Origin of the sequence: Acinetobacter junii (assembly GCF_018336855.1) — a bacterium.
Lineage (GTDB): Bacteria > Pseudomonadota > Gammaproteobacteria > Pseudomonadales > Moraxellaceae > Acinetobacter > Acinetobacter junii.
Map to the genome: position 1 here is coordinate 2718744 of NZ_CP059558.1, position 18185 is coordinate 2736928.

Consider the following 18185-nt stretch of genomic DNA (forward strand, 5'->3'; position numbering starts at 1 on the left):
TTTTGATAGTACTTTTAAACATCAATATTTGAGTATTGTGCAATTATCATCAAACCGATGGTAATAAAACCGATTCCAATCCAACCCGCTAAATCAATATTCTGCCCCAAAAAAACTTTTGCTAGTGCTGCTGTCGCAATTACACCAATACCAGACCAAAGCACATATAAAATTCCTGCTTGCATATATTTCAAAGCAATCGCAGCACAAGTAAACGAAATAAGATACAGTACCAAAGCAATACCTTGATCCAGCTTATTGACCAATCCATTTGCTTTGGCTGAATAAAAAGTTGAAAGTACATCAGTTGCTATAGCGATTAATAGCCAAATTACACCTGGATTGATTTTTGATAAGAGAGTTAGCATTGTTATTTTTCAGCTCTTGATTAATCCAATTTTACAAAACAAAAAAGCTGAACCTTAGTTCAGCTTATTGATTACGGGTGTCTTATGCACCAGTTTGATAGCTTGCTTGAGGTACAGCTGTTGAAGCTTGATAAGGATTTGTAAAGTCCTGCAGACCAGCTGCTGCTTCCTGAATATCTTTACCTTCTTTTACTACAAAGGTATCAAACCCAGAGCGTTTTAAATAATTTAAAACATCTTTAAAGATATCACCAACTGCACGCAACTCACCTTGATATCCTTGACGACGCAATAATGCCGCGAATGAATATCCACGACCATCATTAAAACCAGCAAATTCAATGAATATTGCATCTAATTCGCTTAAAGGGAACTGATGTGTTTCAGGTGAATCATTTACAGTGATATACAACGCTTTTTTACCTTGTATATTTGGCAATTCATTCAATTGAGCTGTTGTTAAAACAACATCACCTTGAGGAATTGCTCCATCTTCTGCAATAACTTGATAAGTATTGTCTGCAATCGTGCCATCTTTAGAAAGCACTTGTAGCGATGTATTAAGCATAAGCACGCTCCTTAAATGGCTGAATCCCTACACGACGGTATGTATCGATAAAACGCTCACCTTCAGTACGCAAATCTAGGTAAGTATTCAAAATTTCCTCGATCACGTCGGGTACAGCATCTGCAGCAAAAGACGGTCCTAAAATATCACCAATAGATGCATCATGATTCGCATTACCACCTAAAGTGATTTGATAGAACTCAGCACCTTTTTTATCTACACCAAGAATACCAATATTGCCTACATGGTGATGACCACAAGCATTCATACATCCTGAGATATTTAGGTCTAGTTCACCTAAATTATAAATGGTATCAAGATCTTCAAAACGACGTGTGATCGCTTCTGAAATAGGAATTGATTTTGCGTTAGCTAATGAACAAAAATCACCACCTGGACAGCAAATAATATCGGTAATAAAACCAATATGTGCACGAGCCATGTTGTGCTGTTCAAGCGTTTGCCACAATTCAAATAAATTTTTCTGTGGTACGTCTACCAATGAAATATTTTGTTCATGTGTAGTACGGAACTCGCCAAACGTATACTTATCTGCTAAATCAGCGATTAAGTTCATTTCTTCTGATGTTACGTCACCAGGAGCAATACCAGCACGCTTCAAAGAAATCGTAACGATACGATAACCTTTAACTTTATGAGCATTAGTATTGACGTTGTACCATTGTTTGAACTTTGGATTTTCAGCGAATAATGCTGTGAAATCCTCATCTTCTAAGTCTTGATAATCGAATGGTGTAAATTCTTCATCCAATTTTTTTAAGATTTCTGGTTGAATTCTTAGAGCTTCACGTGTGTGCTCAAATTCAGCCTCAACTTTTTGAGCAAAGACTTCTGGCGTAAGTGCTTTAACTAAAATTTTGATACGTGCTTTATATTTGTTATCACGACGACCATGTAAGTTATATACACGCAAAGTCGCTTCAAGATAAGCAATCAAATCTTCACGTGGTAAGAACTCACGAATGACACTACCAATAATTGGTGTACGACCTAAGCCTCCGCCTGCCATGATTTTATAACCAATCTCACCAGCATCATTGCGTACGATATAAACACCGATATCATGGAATGCTGTTGCAGCACGATCTTTTTCTTCTAGAGCAGAAACAGCGATTTTGAACTTACGTGGTAAGAATGCAAATTCAGGGTGGAATGTACTCCACTGACGAATCAATTCGCATGTAGGACGCGGATCAGCAATTTCACCTGCAACCACACCCGCAAACTGATCAGTGGTGGTATTACGGATACAGTTACCTGAGGTTTGCACAGCATGCATTTGCACTGTCGCAAGTTCAGCTAAAATATCTGGAACATTTTCTAATGCCGGCCAGTTTAACTGAATATTTTGACGTGTTGAAACGTGAGCATAACCACGATCGTATTGAGTCGCGATTTCAGCAATTTTTCTAAGTTGTTTAGTATTCATCAAGCCATACGGCACGGCGATACGGAGCATCGGCGCATAACGTTGCACGTATAAACCATTTTGCAAACGTAATGGACGATATTCGTCTTCGGTCAATTTTCCTGCTAAATAGCGTTCTGTTTGATCGCGAAACTGAGCAACGCGTTGGTTAATCAGTTGTTGATCGAAATCCGTATATAAATACATGGCGTATGGCTAGTCATTCATTATAAAGGCGTTTAGCATAACGAGCTTTGTTTCATCAATAAAATGCTTTTTTTGCATATTTAATAACGGTTTTATTGATAAGCCTATCTAATGACTACAAAAAGGAAAATCCCAGACTAATCTGGGATTTTCTAGATGAAATTTAAATCAAATTATTTATGATCTGGCAATGCATAAGCAACCACATAATCACCCATTTTAGTACCAAATGAACCATGTCCACCCGCCATAATCACAACATATTGCTTACCGTTGGCTTCATAAGTCATAGGCGTTGCCTGTCCACCCGCAGGTAAACGTGCTTCCCATAATTTATCACCATTGGTCACATTAAAGGCACGGATGTAATTGTCTTGCGTTGCAGCAACAAACATCACATTACCTGCTGTTGAAATCGAACCACCTAAACCTGGTACTCCAATTTTCACTGGTGGTAATTGGAATAGATTTGGCAAACTATCACGAATCGTACCAATACGTTTTTTCCAAACCACTTCGTGTGTTTTTAAATCCACACCAGCAACAAAGCCCCAACCAGGTTGCTTACAAGGCAAACCGAATGGAGACAGGAACGGACTAATATCTACACCATATGGCGTACCATACATCGGTTGCATGCCCTGCTCTGTACCCGCACCACGTGCGACTGCTTGACGGTTTGGATCTGCTGGAATTAAACGACTTACGAATGGCAAGCCAATCGGGTTCATGACTGCAACTTGACGATCAGCATTCACTGACATACCGCCCCATTCGAATACACCGAGATTACCAGGGAATACTAAAGTGCCATTTTCAGAAGGTGGTGTATAAATACCATCGTAATTCAAACGTTTAAACTTCACCCGACACATTAACTGGTCAAACATGGTGGCACCCCACATGTCTTTATCTGTTAATTTATCTTTAGGTGCTAAGTTAAAGTCAGAGAATGGTTGAGTTTTAGCATAGAACTCACCTTTAGTTTGTGGTCCCCACTTCACTGTTTGCGGAACTGGTTTTTCAGTAATCGGTACTATTGGCTGACCATTACGACGATCTAAAACAAAGGCATTTCCTGTTTTAGTTAAGACATAAATCGCAGGGACAGTTTGACCAGATTTATCCTGAATATCCGCCAATGAAGGTTGTGACGGTACATCCATATCCCACAAATCATGGTGTGTGGTTTGGAAACTCCAAACTAGCTTACCTGTGGTTGCATTAATCGCCAGCATTGAGTTCGCATAGCGCTCTTTCAACTCAGTACGGTCGCCTCCCCAAATATCAGGTGTACCTACACCTGTCGGTACATAGACGATGTCCAATTTTGCATCATAAGCAAGTGGCGCCCATGCATTTGGCGAGTTATGCACAAATGTTGTGTCTTGACCTGGCATTGCATTCGGATCAGCAGCACCCGTATCGAATACCCACAGCAACTTACCAGTATTCACGTCATAACCACGAATCACACCTGATGGCTCTTTATTCGAATGGTTATCGGTCACTGAACCTGCAATTACCACTGTAGTACCAGATACAACACCTGGTGAAGTTGGGTTATAGCCACCTGGGTAGGCATATGGCATGAATTCTTGTAAATTCACTTCGCCATTTTGACCAAAGTCAGAACATGCTTTACCTGTATCTGTGTTTACCGCGACTAAGCGACCATCATTAACTGGAACAAAAACTTTACGAGGACATTCAGTCGAAGTTGATTTTTCCGCCTCTAAACTAGTTGCAAACTCAGTGGTGTTTGCAGCATCGTAATACATCACACCACGACAAGTTAAATGTTGGAAAGTCTTGTCCGTTTTAAGTTTTGGATCAAAACGCCATTTTTCTTTGCCTGTTGCTGGATCAAGTGCAATCAAATGTTGATGTGGCGTACACATATACATATTGTTGCCGATTTTAATTGGTGTTACCTGATTAGTCGTTTCACCTGAGTCATTTTCAGTTCTAAAATCACCTGTACGGAACGTCCAAGCAACTTTCAAATCTTTGACATTTTTGTCATTAATTTGAGTCAGAGGAGAATAACGCTCCCCTCCTTGACTACGACCATAGGCAGGCCAGTCCTCAGGTGCTACACCATCAACTGCTTTCGCTTGTGCAGGTTGAGGTGTTTGAATCACACCATTAATTTCTTGAGGATCATTAAAGATCGAGTACACCATCACCACAATAGCGATAACTAAAGTCGATGATAGCGCAACCTTACTTGAGCCAAGTTTATCAATACCTCTTGTTACAGCAGGTACTAACAACCACAAACCCAACACACCCAAAACATCAAGACGTGGAGCCAGTGCCCAGAAGTCCGTTCCAACCTCCCAAACACCCCAAATCACACTTCCTAACATTAAAGCGGCATAGACCCATAGCGGACCAGAAGCACGCTTATAAAGTTGTACTGCTACGATGAGTAACAACACACCTGCAATCACATAATAAAAAGACCCACCAATAGCTGCGAGCCATACACCACCAATAAGCAGGAACAAAGCAATGAGGGCAAGGATCATTACCGTCAACGTTCGCAATCCTGATTTTGAAGCAGATTGATTCATAAGATCACCTTGCATCTTTGTATTTATTAGAATGACTAAGCAAATGATCAATTCACTTAACATTCAATTAAAAATCTAAAGCGTTCTATAGTCCGATTGAGTTGCAAACATGAGCTATAGAACTCCGAATAAAACACTTAAAAAATGGTTTGAAACTTGATGCCACCCACCCATGTTTTATCGCCATCTTTCAAGGCACCGACATGGTGTACATATTGAATATTTGGACGGATGGTCAACCAATTAGTTGCATGGATGCCGTAATACAACTCAGTATTGTATTCTTCATCCAATAAAGGATTGTTTTTGTCATTGGCATGAATACGTGCTACGCCGAGTGCTAGTTCATCTTGTGGACGCTGATTGAGCAGACCCTTATAAACCAATCCAACATTTTGCATATCTTTGATGGAGTTGGTTTTTGAATCATGTACTGTGATATTCACAAAACCAGTTAAACCACGATCAGATTGATCATCATGACGTGTTAATTGCTGTTTGGCAGTAAACCAACCGCCTTGTTTATGTCCAGTTTTGCTTGGGTTTTCAATTTCAGCAGCATCGGCAGTGCTGTAGTAGTAACCAAAACGGTATTCACCTAAAAGAGATTGTTGACCTAGTTTTGGTGCCCAGACCAGCTCAGCTGGAATAATCGCACCATGTGATCCATCTGTACTTAAATTAAAGCCTTTACCACGCTGTAAGTTCTCTGGGTTATATTCATACGCACCAATTTGCGCATATAAATCTGGCTGCAGGTTATATTTGACTCGCAATGCCCATTGACTGACAGGCCAGTTGTACCATTGATCACCCACCCAATTGCCGACTTGAGAGCCACATAATGCCAAGTTTTGGAAATCACAGTTAAAACTGTTGAAATCCTCACCTTCACCAAAACGTCCCACTTTGATATCTAAAGCTTGATCTAAAAATTTCTTTTTGATCCACAGATCAGTTAGACGCCAAGTTTGACCTCGCCCCCAAACTTCTTGGGTAGAACTTAGATGTCCTTGTAAACCATCTGCAGTTTGGGACAATGATTGGCCATCTCGATAGGTCACCGTGATTTGAGCTTCAGTGTCTTGCCAACCTAAAATTTTATTTAAGTCAAAGTGTGTGCCTAAAGCCAGTTGCCCAGTGAATTCACTGCCATGACTTGAATGTTGTTTAGAATCTAAAACCCCTGCAAATTCACCTGTGTAATCAGCAGAAAAGTTATAACCTTGATCTTGTAACGCAGTGCGTTGACCGTTCCAATCACCCAACAGCCATTGACCATGAGGATCAAATGCGGAAGAAGCTGCTTGAGTGTGATGTGTGAAAAGACTCAATGAAAGAACGGATAAACAAGATACAACCCATGATTTAGAGATTGTCATGTTTACGTAACCTTTTATGTTTTTGTATATAAAAGGTTACGCCCATTTTTAATTGATTAATTTATTCAAAATGTTAATCACTTGATTAAATGTGCAATATTTTACCAAGTTGTGATTGTATGCACATATTTTCTACCATTTTCCTTGACCCAATCCTTGTCCGATAAATTGATATCGCATTTGAGAACGTGAAAATTTGATTGGGCATGCTAATTGAGGCTCAGTTTGGTCAGCATTTTCAGATAAAGGCACATCGACCACCCAACCACGTTGTTTTGCAATCGGTGAAGTCAAAGCTTCATCTAAGCTCAACACCGGCTCCACACAAATATCTAATTGCGAAAAAATTGATTGCCACTCAGCAAAATCTTTGGATCTAAACTTTTCCTTTAAGGCTTGTTTAATCGCTTGACGGTCTTCAGGGTCAAAAGAACTACCTTTTGCCATCAATATAGGTAACTCTAATGCACCAGCTAATCCAGTCATAAACTGTGGTTCTAAACTTCCTACAGAGAAATAACGACCATCTTTGGTTTCATAATAGTCATAGAAAATAGCACCATTCAGCATCCCTTGCTCAGGACCTTGCGGTGTCTGACCAGCCAAACTTGCTGAGGCGGCCATACTATTTAAACTAGCCACACAGTCCGTCATAGAAATATCTATGTATTGCCCCATACCACTACGCTGACGCTCAACTACAGCAGCTAAAATCCCAATAACCGCATGCAAAGAACCACCTGCAACATCCGCAATCTGTACACCCAATGGAGGTGGTCCGCTATCTTGGCGACCACTATGACCCGAAATACCAGCTAAAGCTAGATAGTTAATGTCATGCCCTGCACGGTCTTTATATGTACCTGTTTGACCGTAACCAGTAATAGAACAATAGATTAATCGAGGATTGATCTCAGCAAGTGTTTCATAATCCAACCCTAATCGACGCATCACGTCTGGTCTAAATTGTTCAAGCAGGATGTCAAACTCTGAAATTTTATTTTTAATTAACTCAATATTTGCAGCATCTTTTAGATCAAGCGTAATGGACTGTTTATTTCGATTAAGATAACTATGCGCAGTGGCTTGACCATTGGCATAAGGTGGCATGATTCGAACCAAATCTGGACGACTCGGAGATTCTACATGGATAACTTCTGCACCCATGTCTGCAAGATACATACTTGCGAATGGACCAGGCAACAAAGTAGAAAAATCTAGAACTTTCAATCCCTTTAAAGCAGTTGGCATAATAATTTTTACTCATATTGTTCAAATTTTCTTTTATACTAGGTTCGGATAAACACAAAAACAATGTCATGTTCAGCCATTTACCTTGATAGTTTCGGCAATTTAACATGTACTTAGTGAGCAACAATTTTTTCTTGTCAATTGCTCAATTAGATATTTTAGACGGTTATTTAGGTCAATTATCGTGAATAGTAAAGAAACTGAAGGATTCAATATGAGCCGTGATACGATCAGCATCCACTTCGTGAATGCGGCTTTAACAGGTGTAAAACGCCTAGGCATGGACGTTGAAACATTACTTTCACATGTCGGTATTGAAGCAGAATTGCTTCGTCAACCTAAAGCTCGAATCTCCCCAGAGCAATACACTCGCTTTGTCAAAATGTTATGGATGGTCACCCAAGACGAACACGTTGGTTTCGATGTTCAACCACGTCGTTTAGGTACATTTGCGATCATGTGCCAATTGATCATACATTCGAAAACACTTGGACAAGCACTCGAACTTTCCTCACAATTTTACAAATTATTCGGTGATGAATGGTCTGTAAGTTTAGAGCGTGATAAACACGAAGCTCGTTTAGTACCTCACATTCCTAAAGCGCTTGACCCTGATCATTTTATTACGGAAAGTATGCTGATGATTTGGCATGGTCTTGCTTCGTGGTTAATCGAACGTCGCTTACCTTTGGAGCGTGTCCATTTTGGTTATGAACGCCCTAACCATGCTGATGAATATGATGCGCTATTTTTTGCACCAGTGATGCAGTTTGACGCACCGCGTACAGAAATTACCTTTGCTGCAGATTATTTAGATCTACCTATTCGTCAGGATGAAAAAACTTTAGAAGAGTTTTTAAAAGCCGCACCAGCACAACTTCTAGTGAAATTCAAAAACACCAACTCACTCACTTCGCGTATCCGTGATGTATTGAAGAGCCAAATCGGCGAAGAAATGCCAACTTTAAATGATGTGGCATCTATGTTGTATCTATCTCCTCAAACATTACGTCGTCGTTTGGCTGCGGAAGGTAAAAGCTATCAAGGTGTCAAAGATGCCTTACGTCGTGACGCTGCGATTCATTTATTGCTCACTCCAAACCTCACTTTAGAAGATGTTGCTCAACAAGTTGGCTTTAGTGAAACTAGTACCTTTCACCGCGCCTTTAAAAAATGGACTGGTGTTACCCCAGGTTTATATCGTCAGTTGCATGGGCATCACAATTAACTTAAATCAGACAAAGTGTTCAACCCTAAAAAGTTGAACACTTGTTGAAAAATATGGTATTAATCCACTATATTCCTCAACAATCACGATAAATAATGATAATCAAAAAAGGCGATTTTTCAGACCCTCAAGTTCAAGACCTCATACGCATTCATTTGCACGGCATGCATCAGAACACACCTATTGAGCATAGTTTTGCACTCGATTTCAGCAGCCTACAAAAAGACTCCATTCGATTTTATACACTTTGGCGTGATGATCAGCTTCTTGGTTGTGGCGCGATTCAAGAGCTTAACCCCTATCATGCTGAACTTAAATCGATGCGGACTCATCCCCAACATCTACGTCAAGGTGTAGCGACACACCTACTCGATTATCTTTTGAAAATTGCTAAACATAGCAATTTTCAAAAAGTGAGTTTAGAAACGGGGAAAGACTCCCACTTTGATGCAGCAATTAATCTATACAAGAAATTTGGTTTCGTAGAGGGTGAAGCCTTTGCTGAATATAATGAATCTGAATATAGTCAATTCTTTCATCTAAATTTATCTAATCAATAGTTTAATCTCAGATTTTCATCTGCTTTTTTAAAGAGGTTTTTTGCAAAAACTCATTGATAAGTAATCTAATTACAAGTATTACAGCCGTAAAGCCAAAACATTATCTTGAAAAAATATAGCCAATACCCTGATTTTAATGCTAATTATCAATCAACACTCATTTGTTTTAAGAAAGCAACTGTCTTCCGAGGCGAAGTTAGGTGAATAAATCGTATGTGCTGGTATTTAGGGTTATTCATCATCGCTAAATACCTTTTCTTATTTTGTGGATATTTCTGAAACATCCATAAAAAAATCGATTTTTGGGAGAATACCATTTTCAAGTTCTCTCTATTATTCGAGTTTTTCCATAATCGCTCACGACTTAAAATACGCCACAAAGTCCGTTTAGTAAGACGATAAAAGTTAATAGAAAAAGAATAATCTAGCCAAATGACCGTATCCACCTCAGACCAAATCATATCAATACTGCGTGAATAAAGATTATCGATCACCCATCCCGTTGATGCTGCATCCATACTCAGTTTAAGTTTGCAAAAAAATGCATCATTTGAAGATTCTTGCCAATCATCTAGCCATAGCAAATCATCCAGTTCAATATATTGTATTTTTAATTTTTCCGCCAACTTTCGAGCCAGCGTAGATTTGCCAGAACCCGTAGTACCAATAATATTAATAAATTTCATCAAGCAAATTATGTTGAATTATGGACATGCATTTTACTAAATATTTCAACTATTCAATAGTGAACTGAATTGGCGAAAAACATCAAACTTGCCAATGTTTATCATCATTGCACAGCCACTTAAATTGAGTACACTCGAAGCACAATGATTTTAATTTAAGGCAATACAAGGAACAGCTATGAGCGAGGCCTATATTATTGATGCCATTCGCACACCACGCGGAAAAGGAAAAAAAGACGGCTCATTACATGAAGTAAAACCAATTACTTTACTCACAACATTATTGAATGAATTACAACAACGCCATCAACTTGACACATCTAAAGTCGATGATATCGTTCTCGGTTGTGTGACACCGATTGGTGATCAAGGTGGGGATATTGCCAAAACTGCTGCGATTGCTGCAGGTTGGAATGATGATGTCGCAGGCGTACAAATCAACCGTTTCTGTGCTTCTGGTTTAGAAGCTGTGAACTTGGCAGCACAAAAAGTTCGTTCAGGTTGGGAAGATGTTGTGGTTGCTGGCGGTGTGGAGTCAATGTCACGCATTCCAATGGGTTCTGATGGTGGTCCATGGGCGCTTGATCCAGAAACCAATTTGAAATCGTCTTTTGTTCCACAAGGTGTAGGTGCAGACTTAATCGCAACTTTAGATGGTTATAGCCGCGCAGATGTAGATGCATTTGCGGTCGGTTCGCAACAAAAGGCTGCTGCCGCTCAGGCAAATGGTTATTTCGATAAATCAGTTGTGCCTGTGAAAGATCATGCAGGTGTAACAATCTTAGAAAAAGATGAATTTATCAAAGGAAATACCACAGTTGAAGGTTTAGCAAAACTGAATGCTAGCTTTGAAATGATGGGTCAAATGGGCTTCGATGCTGTTGCTTTACAGAAGTATCCTGAAGCTCAAAAAATCAATCACGTCCATCATGCAGGTAACTCATCAGGTATCGTCGATGGTGCTGCGGTGGTGTTATTGGCTTCTGAAAAAGCAGTCAAAGAGCAAGGTTTAAAACCTCGTGCCAAGGTGCTTGCAACTGCATTAGTCGGTACAGATCCAACCATTATGTTGACTGGTCCTGCCCCTGCTGCACGTAAAGCATTAGAAAAAGCAGGCTTGAGCATCAACGATATTGATTTATTTGAAGTGAACGAAGCTTTTGCAGCTGTGGTAATGCGTTTTATTACAGAACTGAAAGTTCCTGCTGAGAAAGTCAACGTCAATGGTGGTGCGATTGCGATGGGACATCCATTAGGGGCAACTGGTGCCATGATTCTAGGAACTTTGTTAGATGAATTAGAGCGTCAAGGTAAAAAACGTGGTCTAGCAACATTATGTGTCGGTGGTGGTATGGGTATCGCTACCATTATCGAGTTGGTGTAAGGAGAACAACATGAGCGCTATTAAATACGAAAAAAACGCTGACAATATTGTAATTCTTACACTAGATTCATCTGGTCAATCTGCAAACACCATGAATGCAGAGTTCCGTAATGCTTTAGATGAAGTCAGTCAAAAGCTTAAAGCTGAAACTGATCTGAAAGGTATTATTTTCCGTTCAGCTAAGAAAACCTTCTTTGCTGGTGGTGACCTAGATGAGCTGATTCAGGTACAACCTGAACACGCTACTGAATTTTTCAAGATGATTGAAAAACTCAAAGGTGACTTACGCACAATCGAAACTTTAGGTGTGCCTGTTGTTGCAGCTTTAAACGGCACTGCGCTTGGTGGTGGCTGGGAAATCGCTTTAGGTTGTCATTATCGTATTGCCATTAATGATCCAAAAACTAAATTTGGTTTACCTGAAGTGACTTTAGGACTACTTCCTGGCGGTGGTGGTATCGTCCGTATGGTGCGTCTGCTCGGCTTACAAAATGCATTCCCGTTCCTCATGGAAGGTAAGCAATTTGGTGTCGATAAAGCAAAATCTCTCGGCTTGGTACATGACACAGCTGAGAATGAACAAGAGCTGTTAGAAAAAGCAATTGCTTGGGTGAAAGCTAATCCAAAATCACAGCAACCATTTGATGTGAAAGGCTACAAAATCCCTGGTGGTGATCCTAAAACGCCTGCGGTTGCGCAAGTGCTTGCAATTGCCCCTGCCATGCTACGTGACAAAACCAAAGGTTGCTACCCTGCTCCTGAAGCGATCATGGCGGCTGCAGTTGAAGGTGCACAAGTCGATGTAGATACTGCACTTCGTATTGAATCACGTTACTTTACACAACTGACTGTAGGTCAAGTGTCGAAGAACATGATCGGTACGTTTTGGCATGGTCTAAATGCAATTAAATCAGGTGCGAGTCGTCCTGCCGAAGTTGCTAAATGGCAAGCGAAGAAAGTCGGTGTTTTAGGTGCAGGTATGATGGGTGCAGGGATTGCCTACTCAACTGCAATCAAGGGCATTCCTGTCGTACTCAAAGATGTGTCTGTAGAAAATGCAGAGAAAGGCAAAGCTTATTCACAAAAGCTACTTGATAAACGTGTTTCACAAGGTCGTATGACCGCAGAAAAACGTGATCAAGTGTTAGCGCTTATTACGGCTACTGCTGATGCAGCTGATCTACAAGGCTGTGACTTAATCATTGAAGCAGTATTTGAAAATCAAGAACTCAAAGCCAAGGTGACTCAAGAAGCTGAGCAGTATTTAGCGGAAGATGGAATCTTTGCATCAAACACGTCTACCTTACCGATCACAGGTCTAGCAACAGCAAGTAAAGATGCTAAAAAGTTTATTGGCTTACATTTCTTTAGCCCAGTCGACAAAATGCAATTGGTCGAAATCATCAAAGGCAAAGAAACTTCAGCTGAAACATTAGCTAAAGCCTATGACTTTGTACAACAAATCGCAAAAACACCAATCGTGGTAAATGACAGTCGTGGTTTCTTTACCAGTCGTGTGTTTGGTACGTTTATTCAAGAAGGTATGCGTCTTCTTGCTGAGGGCGTACATCCAGCGAAAATCGAAATGGCAGCACTCAAAGCGGGTATGCCTGTTGGTCCTCTTGCGATTCAGGATGAAGTATCTTTAACTCTGACTGAGCATGTAGCAAGCGAAACGCGCAAAGCACTGCAAGCTGAAGGGAAAGACTTACCGAAAACTCCTGTAGATGAAGTGGTTCACACCATGATTCACGAGCTAAATCGTAAAGGTAAAGCAGCAGGTGCAGGCTTCTATGAATATCCAGAAAATGGCAAAAAACATTTGTGGGATGGGCTCAGCCGTTGGACGAAAGCGAATGATATTTCTGAACAAGATATGATTGATCGCTTCTTGTTTGTTCAAGCGCTGGATACTTTACGCTGCTATGAAGAAGGTGTTCTAGAATCAGTAATTGATGCCAATGTCGGTTCAATTTTTGGAATCGGTTTTGCTCCATGGACTGGTGGTGCAATTCAATTCCTAAATCAAAACGGGATTGAAAAATCACTACAACGTTCAGAAGAATTGGCTGCTAAATATGGTGAACGTTTCAATCCACCACAATTATTAAAAGACAAAGTGCAGAAGAAAGAAATTATTCAATAATTTTTTCATTCTCTTCACTTTACGCTCATATCAGTTTCTTTAACTGATATGAGTTTTTTTGTATTTATTGATAGAAAACCGAATTACGTCTAATCCATCACAAATTGTGCTATAAATATACCAATTCTGCTTTACTTTTTGTCCTTTGGAAATTTGTCTTATGTCTGAGAAATTATGTCCTGAAACCTCGCCGTGGGGTTGGAAAGCACTGATCATCACTTGCATTTTAAGCTTTATCTTTATGGTGATTTTTTATTTAGCCATAAATAATGAGCCTGACTATATGCCAATGAATCAAAAAAAAGCAGCGGCAGCAGCTGAAATGTCACAATCTCCAGCAAATGGCGAAGCTCAACATAGCGAGCATCAGCAACACAATCACTAAAGTATTCTTGTCGAAGATGATAAATCCGTGTTAAACAGGGATTTATCATCCTATTCGAGATATTGAATGCTTCACCAAAATCGTCAAGCACTGGTCGTTGAAGGTGGTGGAATGCGCGGCGCATTTACCAGCGGTGTCTTAGATGCATTTTTACTGCAACAATTTAATCCATTTGATCTTTGTGTTGGTGTTTCATCTGGTTCTACCAATGTCGCTAATTACCTCGCAGCTCAACAAGGTCGCACCCTACAAATCTATCTAGATCATTCTCTTCGATCTGAATTCATTCATTATGGACGCTTCTTCAAAGGTGGTGACTTACTTGATTTGAAATGGATGTGGGAAGTGGTTGAAAAAGAAAATCCACTCAATCAAGCTCAATTATTTGCCAATCATCCTGAGTTCTACATGGTATTGACCCATGCTATTTCAGGAGATGCAACATATATCAAAGCCTCTAAAGACAACATTCTCGATGGATTACGTGCATCAAGTTCTATTCCTGTGCTTACCCGTCAAGCAGTAGAAGTTTTTGGTGAACCCTACTTTGATGGCGGAGTCGCAGATGCTCTCCCCGTACTTTGGACGGCGAAACAAGCCAATGTATCTAAACTCATGGTACTGAGAACTCGCCCCAAAAATTACTACAAAGCCAGTAGTAAAGGTGATCAACTCCTTGCAAAGTACGCATTTAAGCAACGACATGGTTTTGCCAAAAGTTTATTAGCCCGAACCCAACGCTATAATGAATCTGTTCAATTTGTTAGAACAGCATCTGAACAAAAAATATTGGAGGTTTGCCCACCCGACTTAAAACATATGGCGGGTCGACTCACCAAGAATAAAGCCAAGATTCGTTATAGTTATGATATTGGTCTAGAAACAGGCTTCAAAGCCATTGAAGATTGGAAAGCCCTATAATCATCACGCTTACCCAAGTCTTTGAATACTAAAATATTGAAGACTTGGAACCTTATTAAAATCATATCTTATTCTAAATAATCGCTTAGATTTAGCCCTAAATATTAATTTCAGACTATTCTTTTTTGCGAATCAACTTTCAAGTTTCAATCAATAATACAAATCATCAGATAGCCCAAAACAAACTATAAAACCATATAATGTTTAGGCTTTTTATCAAATTGATTAAATGATGTTGTTCTAGCAAGTTTTTTATTTATTTTATTTTTGGAATTTTCTATGAGTAATCGCTCAAACTCTCACAACGATTCAAGTGAAACCGTATTAGGTTGGAAATTTGTCATTATCGTTGGGGTACTTAGTACAATTTTTCTCAGTTTCTTCTACTTAGCTATGAGCAATGAACCAGATTATATGCCTGGAGCACAGCGAGCAGCAGAACAACAAAAAGCAATCGCTCAAGAAAATGCTCAAGCAAGCTCAGAGGTTGAAACCCAACATCAGCAACACCAATAAAGAAATATAACTTGCTCGATCTGAGCATCGATCGAGCAAGTTATGATCTAAATCTTCGTTTCAGTGTTTTTTAGTTTCAATCACCAACTGCATTTTTATATGAGGAATTCCACACTCATCGTATGCATCCCCTTGTATCGAAAATCCTAATTTTTCATAGAATGAAATGGCGTGAACTTGTGAGGATAACTGAAGAAATTTTCGATCTTGTTGATGTGCTTGCCGAATAATTTCTAACATAATCATACGTCCAATTCCTTGTCCGCGATAAGCTTTGAGTACAGCCACACGCCCTACACTATTGTTTTGTAATAAACGCGCAGTCGCAATTGGTTGATCTTGATCATAGACAACAAAATGATCTGAAATCATATCTTGATCATCCCACTCCTCTTCTTCAGGAATGTTCTGCTCAATTATAAAAACTTGTTTTCGAATGAACTTTGCGTCTTGCTCTAACTTATCCCAGTGACCGCTTTGGACTCTAAACATCTCGATCTCAGCTTAATTAGCACTTACAACCTAAATTTTCGATCGGCATTTGATCTTGTAACAGCAATTCTAAGCTTTGTTTTTGGATACCATACATCTGTTTTAAGGCTTGAATTTGCTGCATAATTTTCGGATCAGGCTGCTGAACATCTTTACGCTTGGTCGCTAAAATCATCTTATTTTTACTGGTATGTTCCAGTGAAACGAATTCAAAAACTTTAGTTTCATAGCCGTAAGCCTTAAGCAACAAAGCACGCAATGTATCTGTCAGCATTTCTGCCTGCTGCCCTGCATGAATGCCAAACTGAAGCATCGGTTGTAAAACCTCTGGGCTTTTTAATTGAGGTCGCAACTCTTTATGGCAGCATGGCGCACACATGATCATTGAGGCATTCAGACGAATTCCTGTATGAATTGCAAAGTCGGTTGCTACATCACAAGCATGTAGTGCAATCATGACATCTAGCTTTTCTGGGGCATAGCTCCGCACGTCACCTTCAAAAAAATCAAGATGATTAAATCCAACATCATCTGCAACTTTTTGGCAAAACTGTACAAGATTCGAACGCAGTTCAACACCTGTGATTAACGGAGTTTTATTTTGCTCTAATAAATAATCATACAAAGCAAAAGTTAAATAACCTTTTCCTGAACCAAAATCAACAATATTAAGTTCTTGTTGAGAAGCATCAATTTGCTCATAAGCATTTGAAAAAATTTCAATAAACTTATTAATCTGTTTCCACTTGCGCGCCATGCTTGGAATGATTTGTGCCTTTTCATCGGTAATTCCAAGATGTTTAAGAAATGGACTTTGTTGCTGAACAAATCGATGTTTTTCACGATCATGATGCTGTTGAACTTGGTTTACACTGATTTGCTTTTTCTGTGCATTCAACATGGCTTTCTTTTTGTTTTTTTTCAGTTGAATATCTTGATGCATTGTAAATAGGTTGGCTTGTTTCGACTGAGCCAACAGCTCGGCTATTTTCTCAAATCCCTCTTCAATCGGATAATTCTTAGTAATATCTTGCGTTTTATAATGATATAAACAGGACAGCATACTTTGATTTTGCAGTTCAATAATGCGAAAAGTCATTTTCTCTAAATCTGTCATTTCGCCCTTGTATTGGCTCAAGATCAATCGATCAAAACTATTGTTTTCAATAGATTGCTGAATCTCCAAGAAAAATTGCTGTTCTTGTTCAAAGGAAAATTTGGGCGCAAACATAGTGAAAACCTGACAAATAGAAACTAAATTTTATAGCGTCTTACTTTAAAAGGGAAATTGCATTACGATACAGTTGTATTTTTATACTATTAGAAGCTCAATGAACGCTAATTTTCTAACCAATTATGATCCCAAAGAAGAATTAATTAATGCCTATAGTCATGGGATTGGTGCGGCTCTAGCGCTAATTGCATCGGTGTTTCTAATTATCAAAGGATATGGACTACCTTTCGGACAATGGATGAGTTTATGGGTATATGGGTTCAGTCTTGTATTACTCCTCAGCAGTTCTATGCTTTACCATTTCTCTCAGGATGGAATGAAACGCTACTGGTATAAAAAACTTGACCATACTGCGATTTATTATCTGATTGCAGGAACATATACCCCCTTTCTAAGTATCGCAATCCCGACAGCGAAAGCACATTATTTATTAATTGCGCTATGGATCATCGCCTTGATTGGGACGGTATTTAAACTGATCCTAATTCATCGTTTTCAAAAAGTATCTTTGGCTGCCTATATCATCATGGGGTGGTTAGCCGTGTTGGTTATGGATGATATGCAACGTTATCTATCAAAAGAAGCAATCCAGTTATTGATTGCGGGTGGGCTTGCTTATACTGTCGGCACATTGTTTTATGCTTTAAAAAAGGTAAGATATACCCACGCAATTTGGCATGTATTTGTGCTAATAGGGGCAGGTTTACACTTTCTTGCAATCTATTGTTATGTACTTTAACTCCTGTCGACAGGCCAAAAGAAATGACACTAGTTTCATGAGTAGACTTTGCATTCAAAGAATTCTCAAGTCCATATTTCTGTGTCTTGATCAAATAAAATAAGGTCTCG

The 18185-nt window shown here is 39.4% G+C and carries 17 protein-coding genes; 8 read left to right on the forward strand and 9 right to left on the reverse strand.

Annotated features, from left to right (window positions below):
* Nucleotides 1-14: 14 nt before the first annotated feature.
* The 6 genes from H2677_RS12535 to H2677_RS12560 all read right to left on the reverse strand — a co-directional run bounded on the left by H2677_RS12535 (nucleotide 15) and on the right by H2677_RS12560 (nucleotide 7784).
* Entirely contained in the window at nucleotides 15-368 is a 354-nt protein-coding gene (locus tag H2677_RS12535) for a DMT family transporter (protein WP_004908805.1), read from the reverse strand.
* 82 nt (nucleotides 369-450) lie between these two features.
* Complete coding sequence (locus H2677_RS12540; protein WP_004950495.1) at nucleotides 451-936, reverse strand: DUF934 domain-containing protein; 486 nt, start codon at nucleotides 934-936, stop codon at nucleotides 451-453.
* Nucleotides 929-2572 carry a nitrite/sulfite reductase gene (locus tag H2677_RS12545; RefSeq protein WP_004908811.1) on the reverse strand — a complete coding sequence of 548 codons (1644 nt, stop codon included), beginning with the start codon at nucleotides 2570-2572 and terminating at the stop codon, nucleotides 929-931. The genes H2677_RS12540 and H2677_RS12545 overlap by 8 nt, the downstream gene beginning before the upstream one ends.
* Before the next feature lie 173 nt (nucleotides 2573-2745).
* Nucleotides 2746-5151: a glucose/quinate/shikimate family membrane-bound PQQ-dependent dehydrogenase gene (locus H2677_RS12550; protein WP_212638673.1), complete on the reverse strand. Its 2406-nt coding sequence runs from the start codon at nucleotides 5149-5151 to the stop codon at nucleotides 2746-2748.
* A gap of 137 nt (nucleotides 5152-5288) precedes the next feature.
* Nucleotides 5289-6533 (reverse strand): carbohydrate porin, encoded by a 1245-nt coding sequence (locus H2677_RS12555; RefSeq protein ID WP_212638674.1) that lies wholly within the window; start codon nucleotides 6531-6533, stop codon nucleotides 5289-5291.
* Between the two features lie 132 nt (nucleotides 6534-6665).
* Nucleotides 6666-7784 (reverse strand): CaiB/BaiF CoA transferase family protein, encoded by a 1119-nt coding sequence (locus H2677_RS12560; protein WP_099949099.1) that lies wholly within the window; start codon nucleotides 7782-7784, stop codon nucleotides 6666-6668.
* Nucleotides 7785-7998: 214 nt separating this feature from the next.
* Here H2677_RS12560 and H2677_RS12565 point away from each other — a divergent pair, with 214 nt between their 5' ends.
* Nucleotides 7999-9012: an AraC family transcriptional regulator gene (locus H2677_RS12565; protein WP_004908826.1), complete on the forward strand. Its 1014-nt coding sequence runs from the start codon at nucleotides 7999-8001 to the stop codon at nucleotides 9010-9012.
* A gap of 95 nt (nucleotides 9013-9107) precedes the next feature.
* Nucleotides 9108-9572 (forward strand): GNAT family N-acetyltransferase, encoded by a 465-nt coding sequence (locus H2677_RS12570; protein ID WP_099949101.1) that lies wholly within the window; start codon nucleotides 9108-9110, stop codon nucleotides 9570-9572.
* A gap of 146 nt (nucleotides 9573-9718) precedes the next feature.
* Here the strand turns inward: H2677_RS12570 and H2677_RS12575 are convergent, their stop codons facing one another.
* On the reverse strand, nucleotides 9719-10258 hold the full coding sequence (locus H2677_RS12575; RefSeq protein WP_212638675.1) for an AAA family ATPase: 540 nt from the start codon (nucleotides 10256-10258) through the stop codon (nucleotides 9719-9721).
* Nucleotides 10259-10436: 178 nt separating this feature from the next.
* Between H2677_RS12575 and H2677_RS12580 the strand changes: the two genes are divergently transcribed.
* From H2677_RS12580 to H2677_RS12600, 5 genes are all read left to right on the forward strand, one after another.
* On the forward strand, nucleotides 10437-11642 hold the full coding sequence (locus tag H2677_RS12580; protein ID WP_004799949.1) for an acetyl-CoA C-acetyltransferase: 1206 nt from the start codon (nucleotides 10437-10439) through the stop codon (nucleotides 11640-11642).
* 10 nt (nucleotides 11643-11652) lie between these two features.
* Nucleotides 11653-13788, forward strand: coding sequence for a 3-hydroxyacyl-CoA dehydrogenase NAD-binding domain-containing protein (locus H2677_RS12585; RefSeq protein ID WP_212638676.1), 2136 nt, complete (start codon nucleotides 11653-11655; stop codon nucleotides 13786-13788).
* A 160-nt stretch (nucleotides 13789-13948) separates the two neighbouring features.
* Nucleotides 13949-14173, forward strand: a complete 225-nt coding sequence (locus H2677_RS12590; RefSeq protein ID WP_004908835.1) for a hypothetical protein — start codon at nucleotides 13949-13951, stop codon at nucleotides 14171-14173.
* Nucleotides 14174-14239: 66 nt separating this feature from the next.
* Nucleotides 14240-15094: a patatin-like phospholipase family protein gene (locus tag H2677_RS12595; RefSeq protein ID WP_112986202.1), complete on the forward strand. Its 855-nt coding sequence runs from the start codon at nucleotides 14240-14242 to the stop codon at nucleotides 15092-15094.
* A 279-nt stretch (nucleotides 15095-15373) separates the two neighbouring features.
* Nucleotides 15374-15610: a hypothetical protein gene (locus H2677_RS12600; RefSeq protein ID WP_004963976.1), complete on the forward strand. Its 237-nt coding sequence runs from the start codon at nucleotides 15374-15376 to the stop codon at nucleotides 15608-15610.
* A gap of 60 nt (nucleotides 15611-15670) precedes the next feature.
* Here the strand turns inward: H2677_RS12600 and H2677_RS12605 are convergent, their stop codons facing one another.
* On the reverse strand, nucleotides 15671-16102 hold the full coding sequence (locus H2677_RS12605) for a GNAT family N-acetyltransferase (RefSeq protein ID WP_212638677.1): 432 nt from the start codon (nucleotides 16100-16102) through the stop codon (nucleotides 15671-15673).
* A gap of 16 nt (nucleotides 16103-16118) precedes the next feature.
* Nucleotides 16119-17333 carry a class I SAM-dependent methyltransferase gene (locus H2677_RS12610; RefSeq protein WP_212638678.1) on the reverse strand — a complete coding sequence of 405 codons (1215 nt, stop codon included), beginning with the start codon at nucleotides 17331-17333 and terminating at the stop codon, nucleotides 16119-16121.
* Nucleotides 17334-17433: 100 nt separating this feature from the next.
* Between H2677_RS12610 and trhA the strand changes: the two genes are divergently transcribed.
* Entirely contained in the window at nucleotides 17434-18075 is a 642-nt protein-coding gene (gene trhA / locus H2677_RS12615; protein WP_004950465.1) for a PAQR family membrane homeostasis protein TrhA, read from the forward strand.
* The last annotated feature ends 110 nt before the right edge of the window (nucleotides 18076-18185 follow it).

Excerpts from the sequence above, each read along its gene's own strand:
- H2677_RS12610 (WP_212638678.1), bottom strand. The coding sequence starts at position 17,333 with ATGTTTGCGCCCAAATTTTCCTTTGAACAAGAACAGCAATTTTTCTTG.
- trhA (WP_004950465.1), top strand. The coding sequence starts at position 17,434 with ATGAACGCTAATTTTCTAACCAATTATGATCCCAAAGAAGAATTAATT.
- H2677_RS12575 (WP_212638675.1), bottom strand. The coding sequence starts at position 10,258 with ATGAAATTTATTAATATTATTGGTACTACGGGTTCTGGCAAATCTACG.
- H2677_RS12545 (WP_004908811.1), bottom strand. The coding sequence starts at position 2,572 with ATGTATTTATATACGGATTTCGATCAACAACTGATTAACCAACGCGTT.
- H2677_RS12550 (WP_212638673.1), bottom strand. The coding sequence starts at position 5,151 with ATGAATCAATCTGCTTCAAAATCAGGATTGCGAACGTTGACGGTAATG.
- H2677_RS12600 (WP_004963976.1), top strand. The coding sequence starts at position 15,374 with ATGAGTAATCGCTCAAACTCTCACAACGATTCAAGTGAAACCGTATTA.
- H2677_RS12555 (WP_212638674.1), bottom strand. The coding sequence starts at position 6,533 with ATGACAATCTCTAAATCATGGGTTGTATCTTGTTTATCCGTTCTTTCA.
- H2677_RS12580 (WP_004799949.1), top strand. The coding sequence starts at position 10,437 with ATGAGCGAGGCCTATATTATTGATGCCATTCGCACACCACGCGGAAAA.
- H2677_RS12540 (WP_004950495.1), bottom strand. The coding sequence starts at position 936 with ATGCTTAATACATCGCTACAAGTGCTTTCTAAAGATGGCACGATTGCA.
- H2677_RS12560 (WP_099949099.1), bottom strand. The coding sequence starts at position 7,784 with ATGCCAACTGCTTTAAAGGGATTGAAAGTTCTAGATTTTTCTACTTTG.
- H2677_RS12590 (WP_004908835.1), top strand. The coding sequence starts at position 13,949 with ATGTCTGAGAAATTATGTCCTGAAACCTCGCCGTGGGGTTGGAAAGCA.
- H2677_RS12585 (WP_212638676.1), top strand. The coding sequence starts at position 11,653 with ATGAGCGCTATTAAATACGAAAAAAACGCTGACAATATTGTAATTCTT.
- H2677_RS12565 (WP_004908826.1), top strand. The coding sequence starts at position 7,999 with ATGAGCCGTGATACGATCAGCATCCACTTCGTGAATGCGGCTTTAACA.
- H2677_RS12605 (WP_212638677.1), bottom strand. The coding sequence starts at position 16,102 with ATGTTTAGAGTCCAAAGCGGTCACTGGGATAAGTTAGAGCAAGACGCA.
- H2677_RS12595 (WP_112986202.1), top strand. The coding sequence starts at position 14,240 with ATGCTTCACCAAAATCGTCAAGCACTGGTCGTTGAAGGTGGTGGAATG.
- H2677_RS12535 (WP_004908805.1), bottom strand. The coding sequence starts at position 368 with ATGCTAACTCTCTTATCAAAAATCAATCCAGGTGTAATTTGGCTATTA.
- H2677_RS12570 (WP_099949101.1), top strand. The coding sequence starts at position 9,108 with ATGATAATCAAAAAAGGCGATTTTTCAGACCCTCAAGTTCAAGACCTC.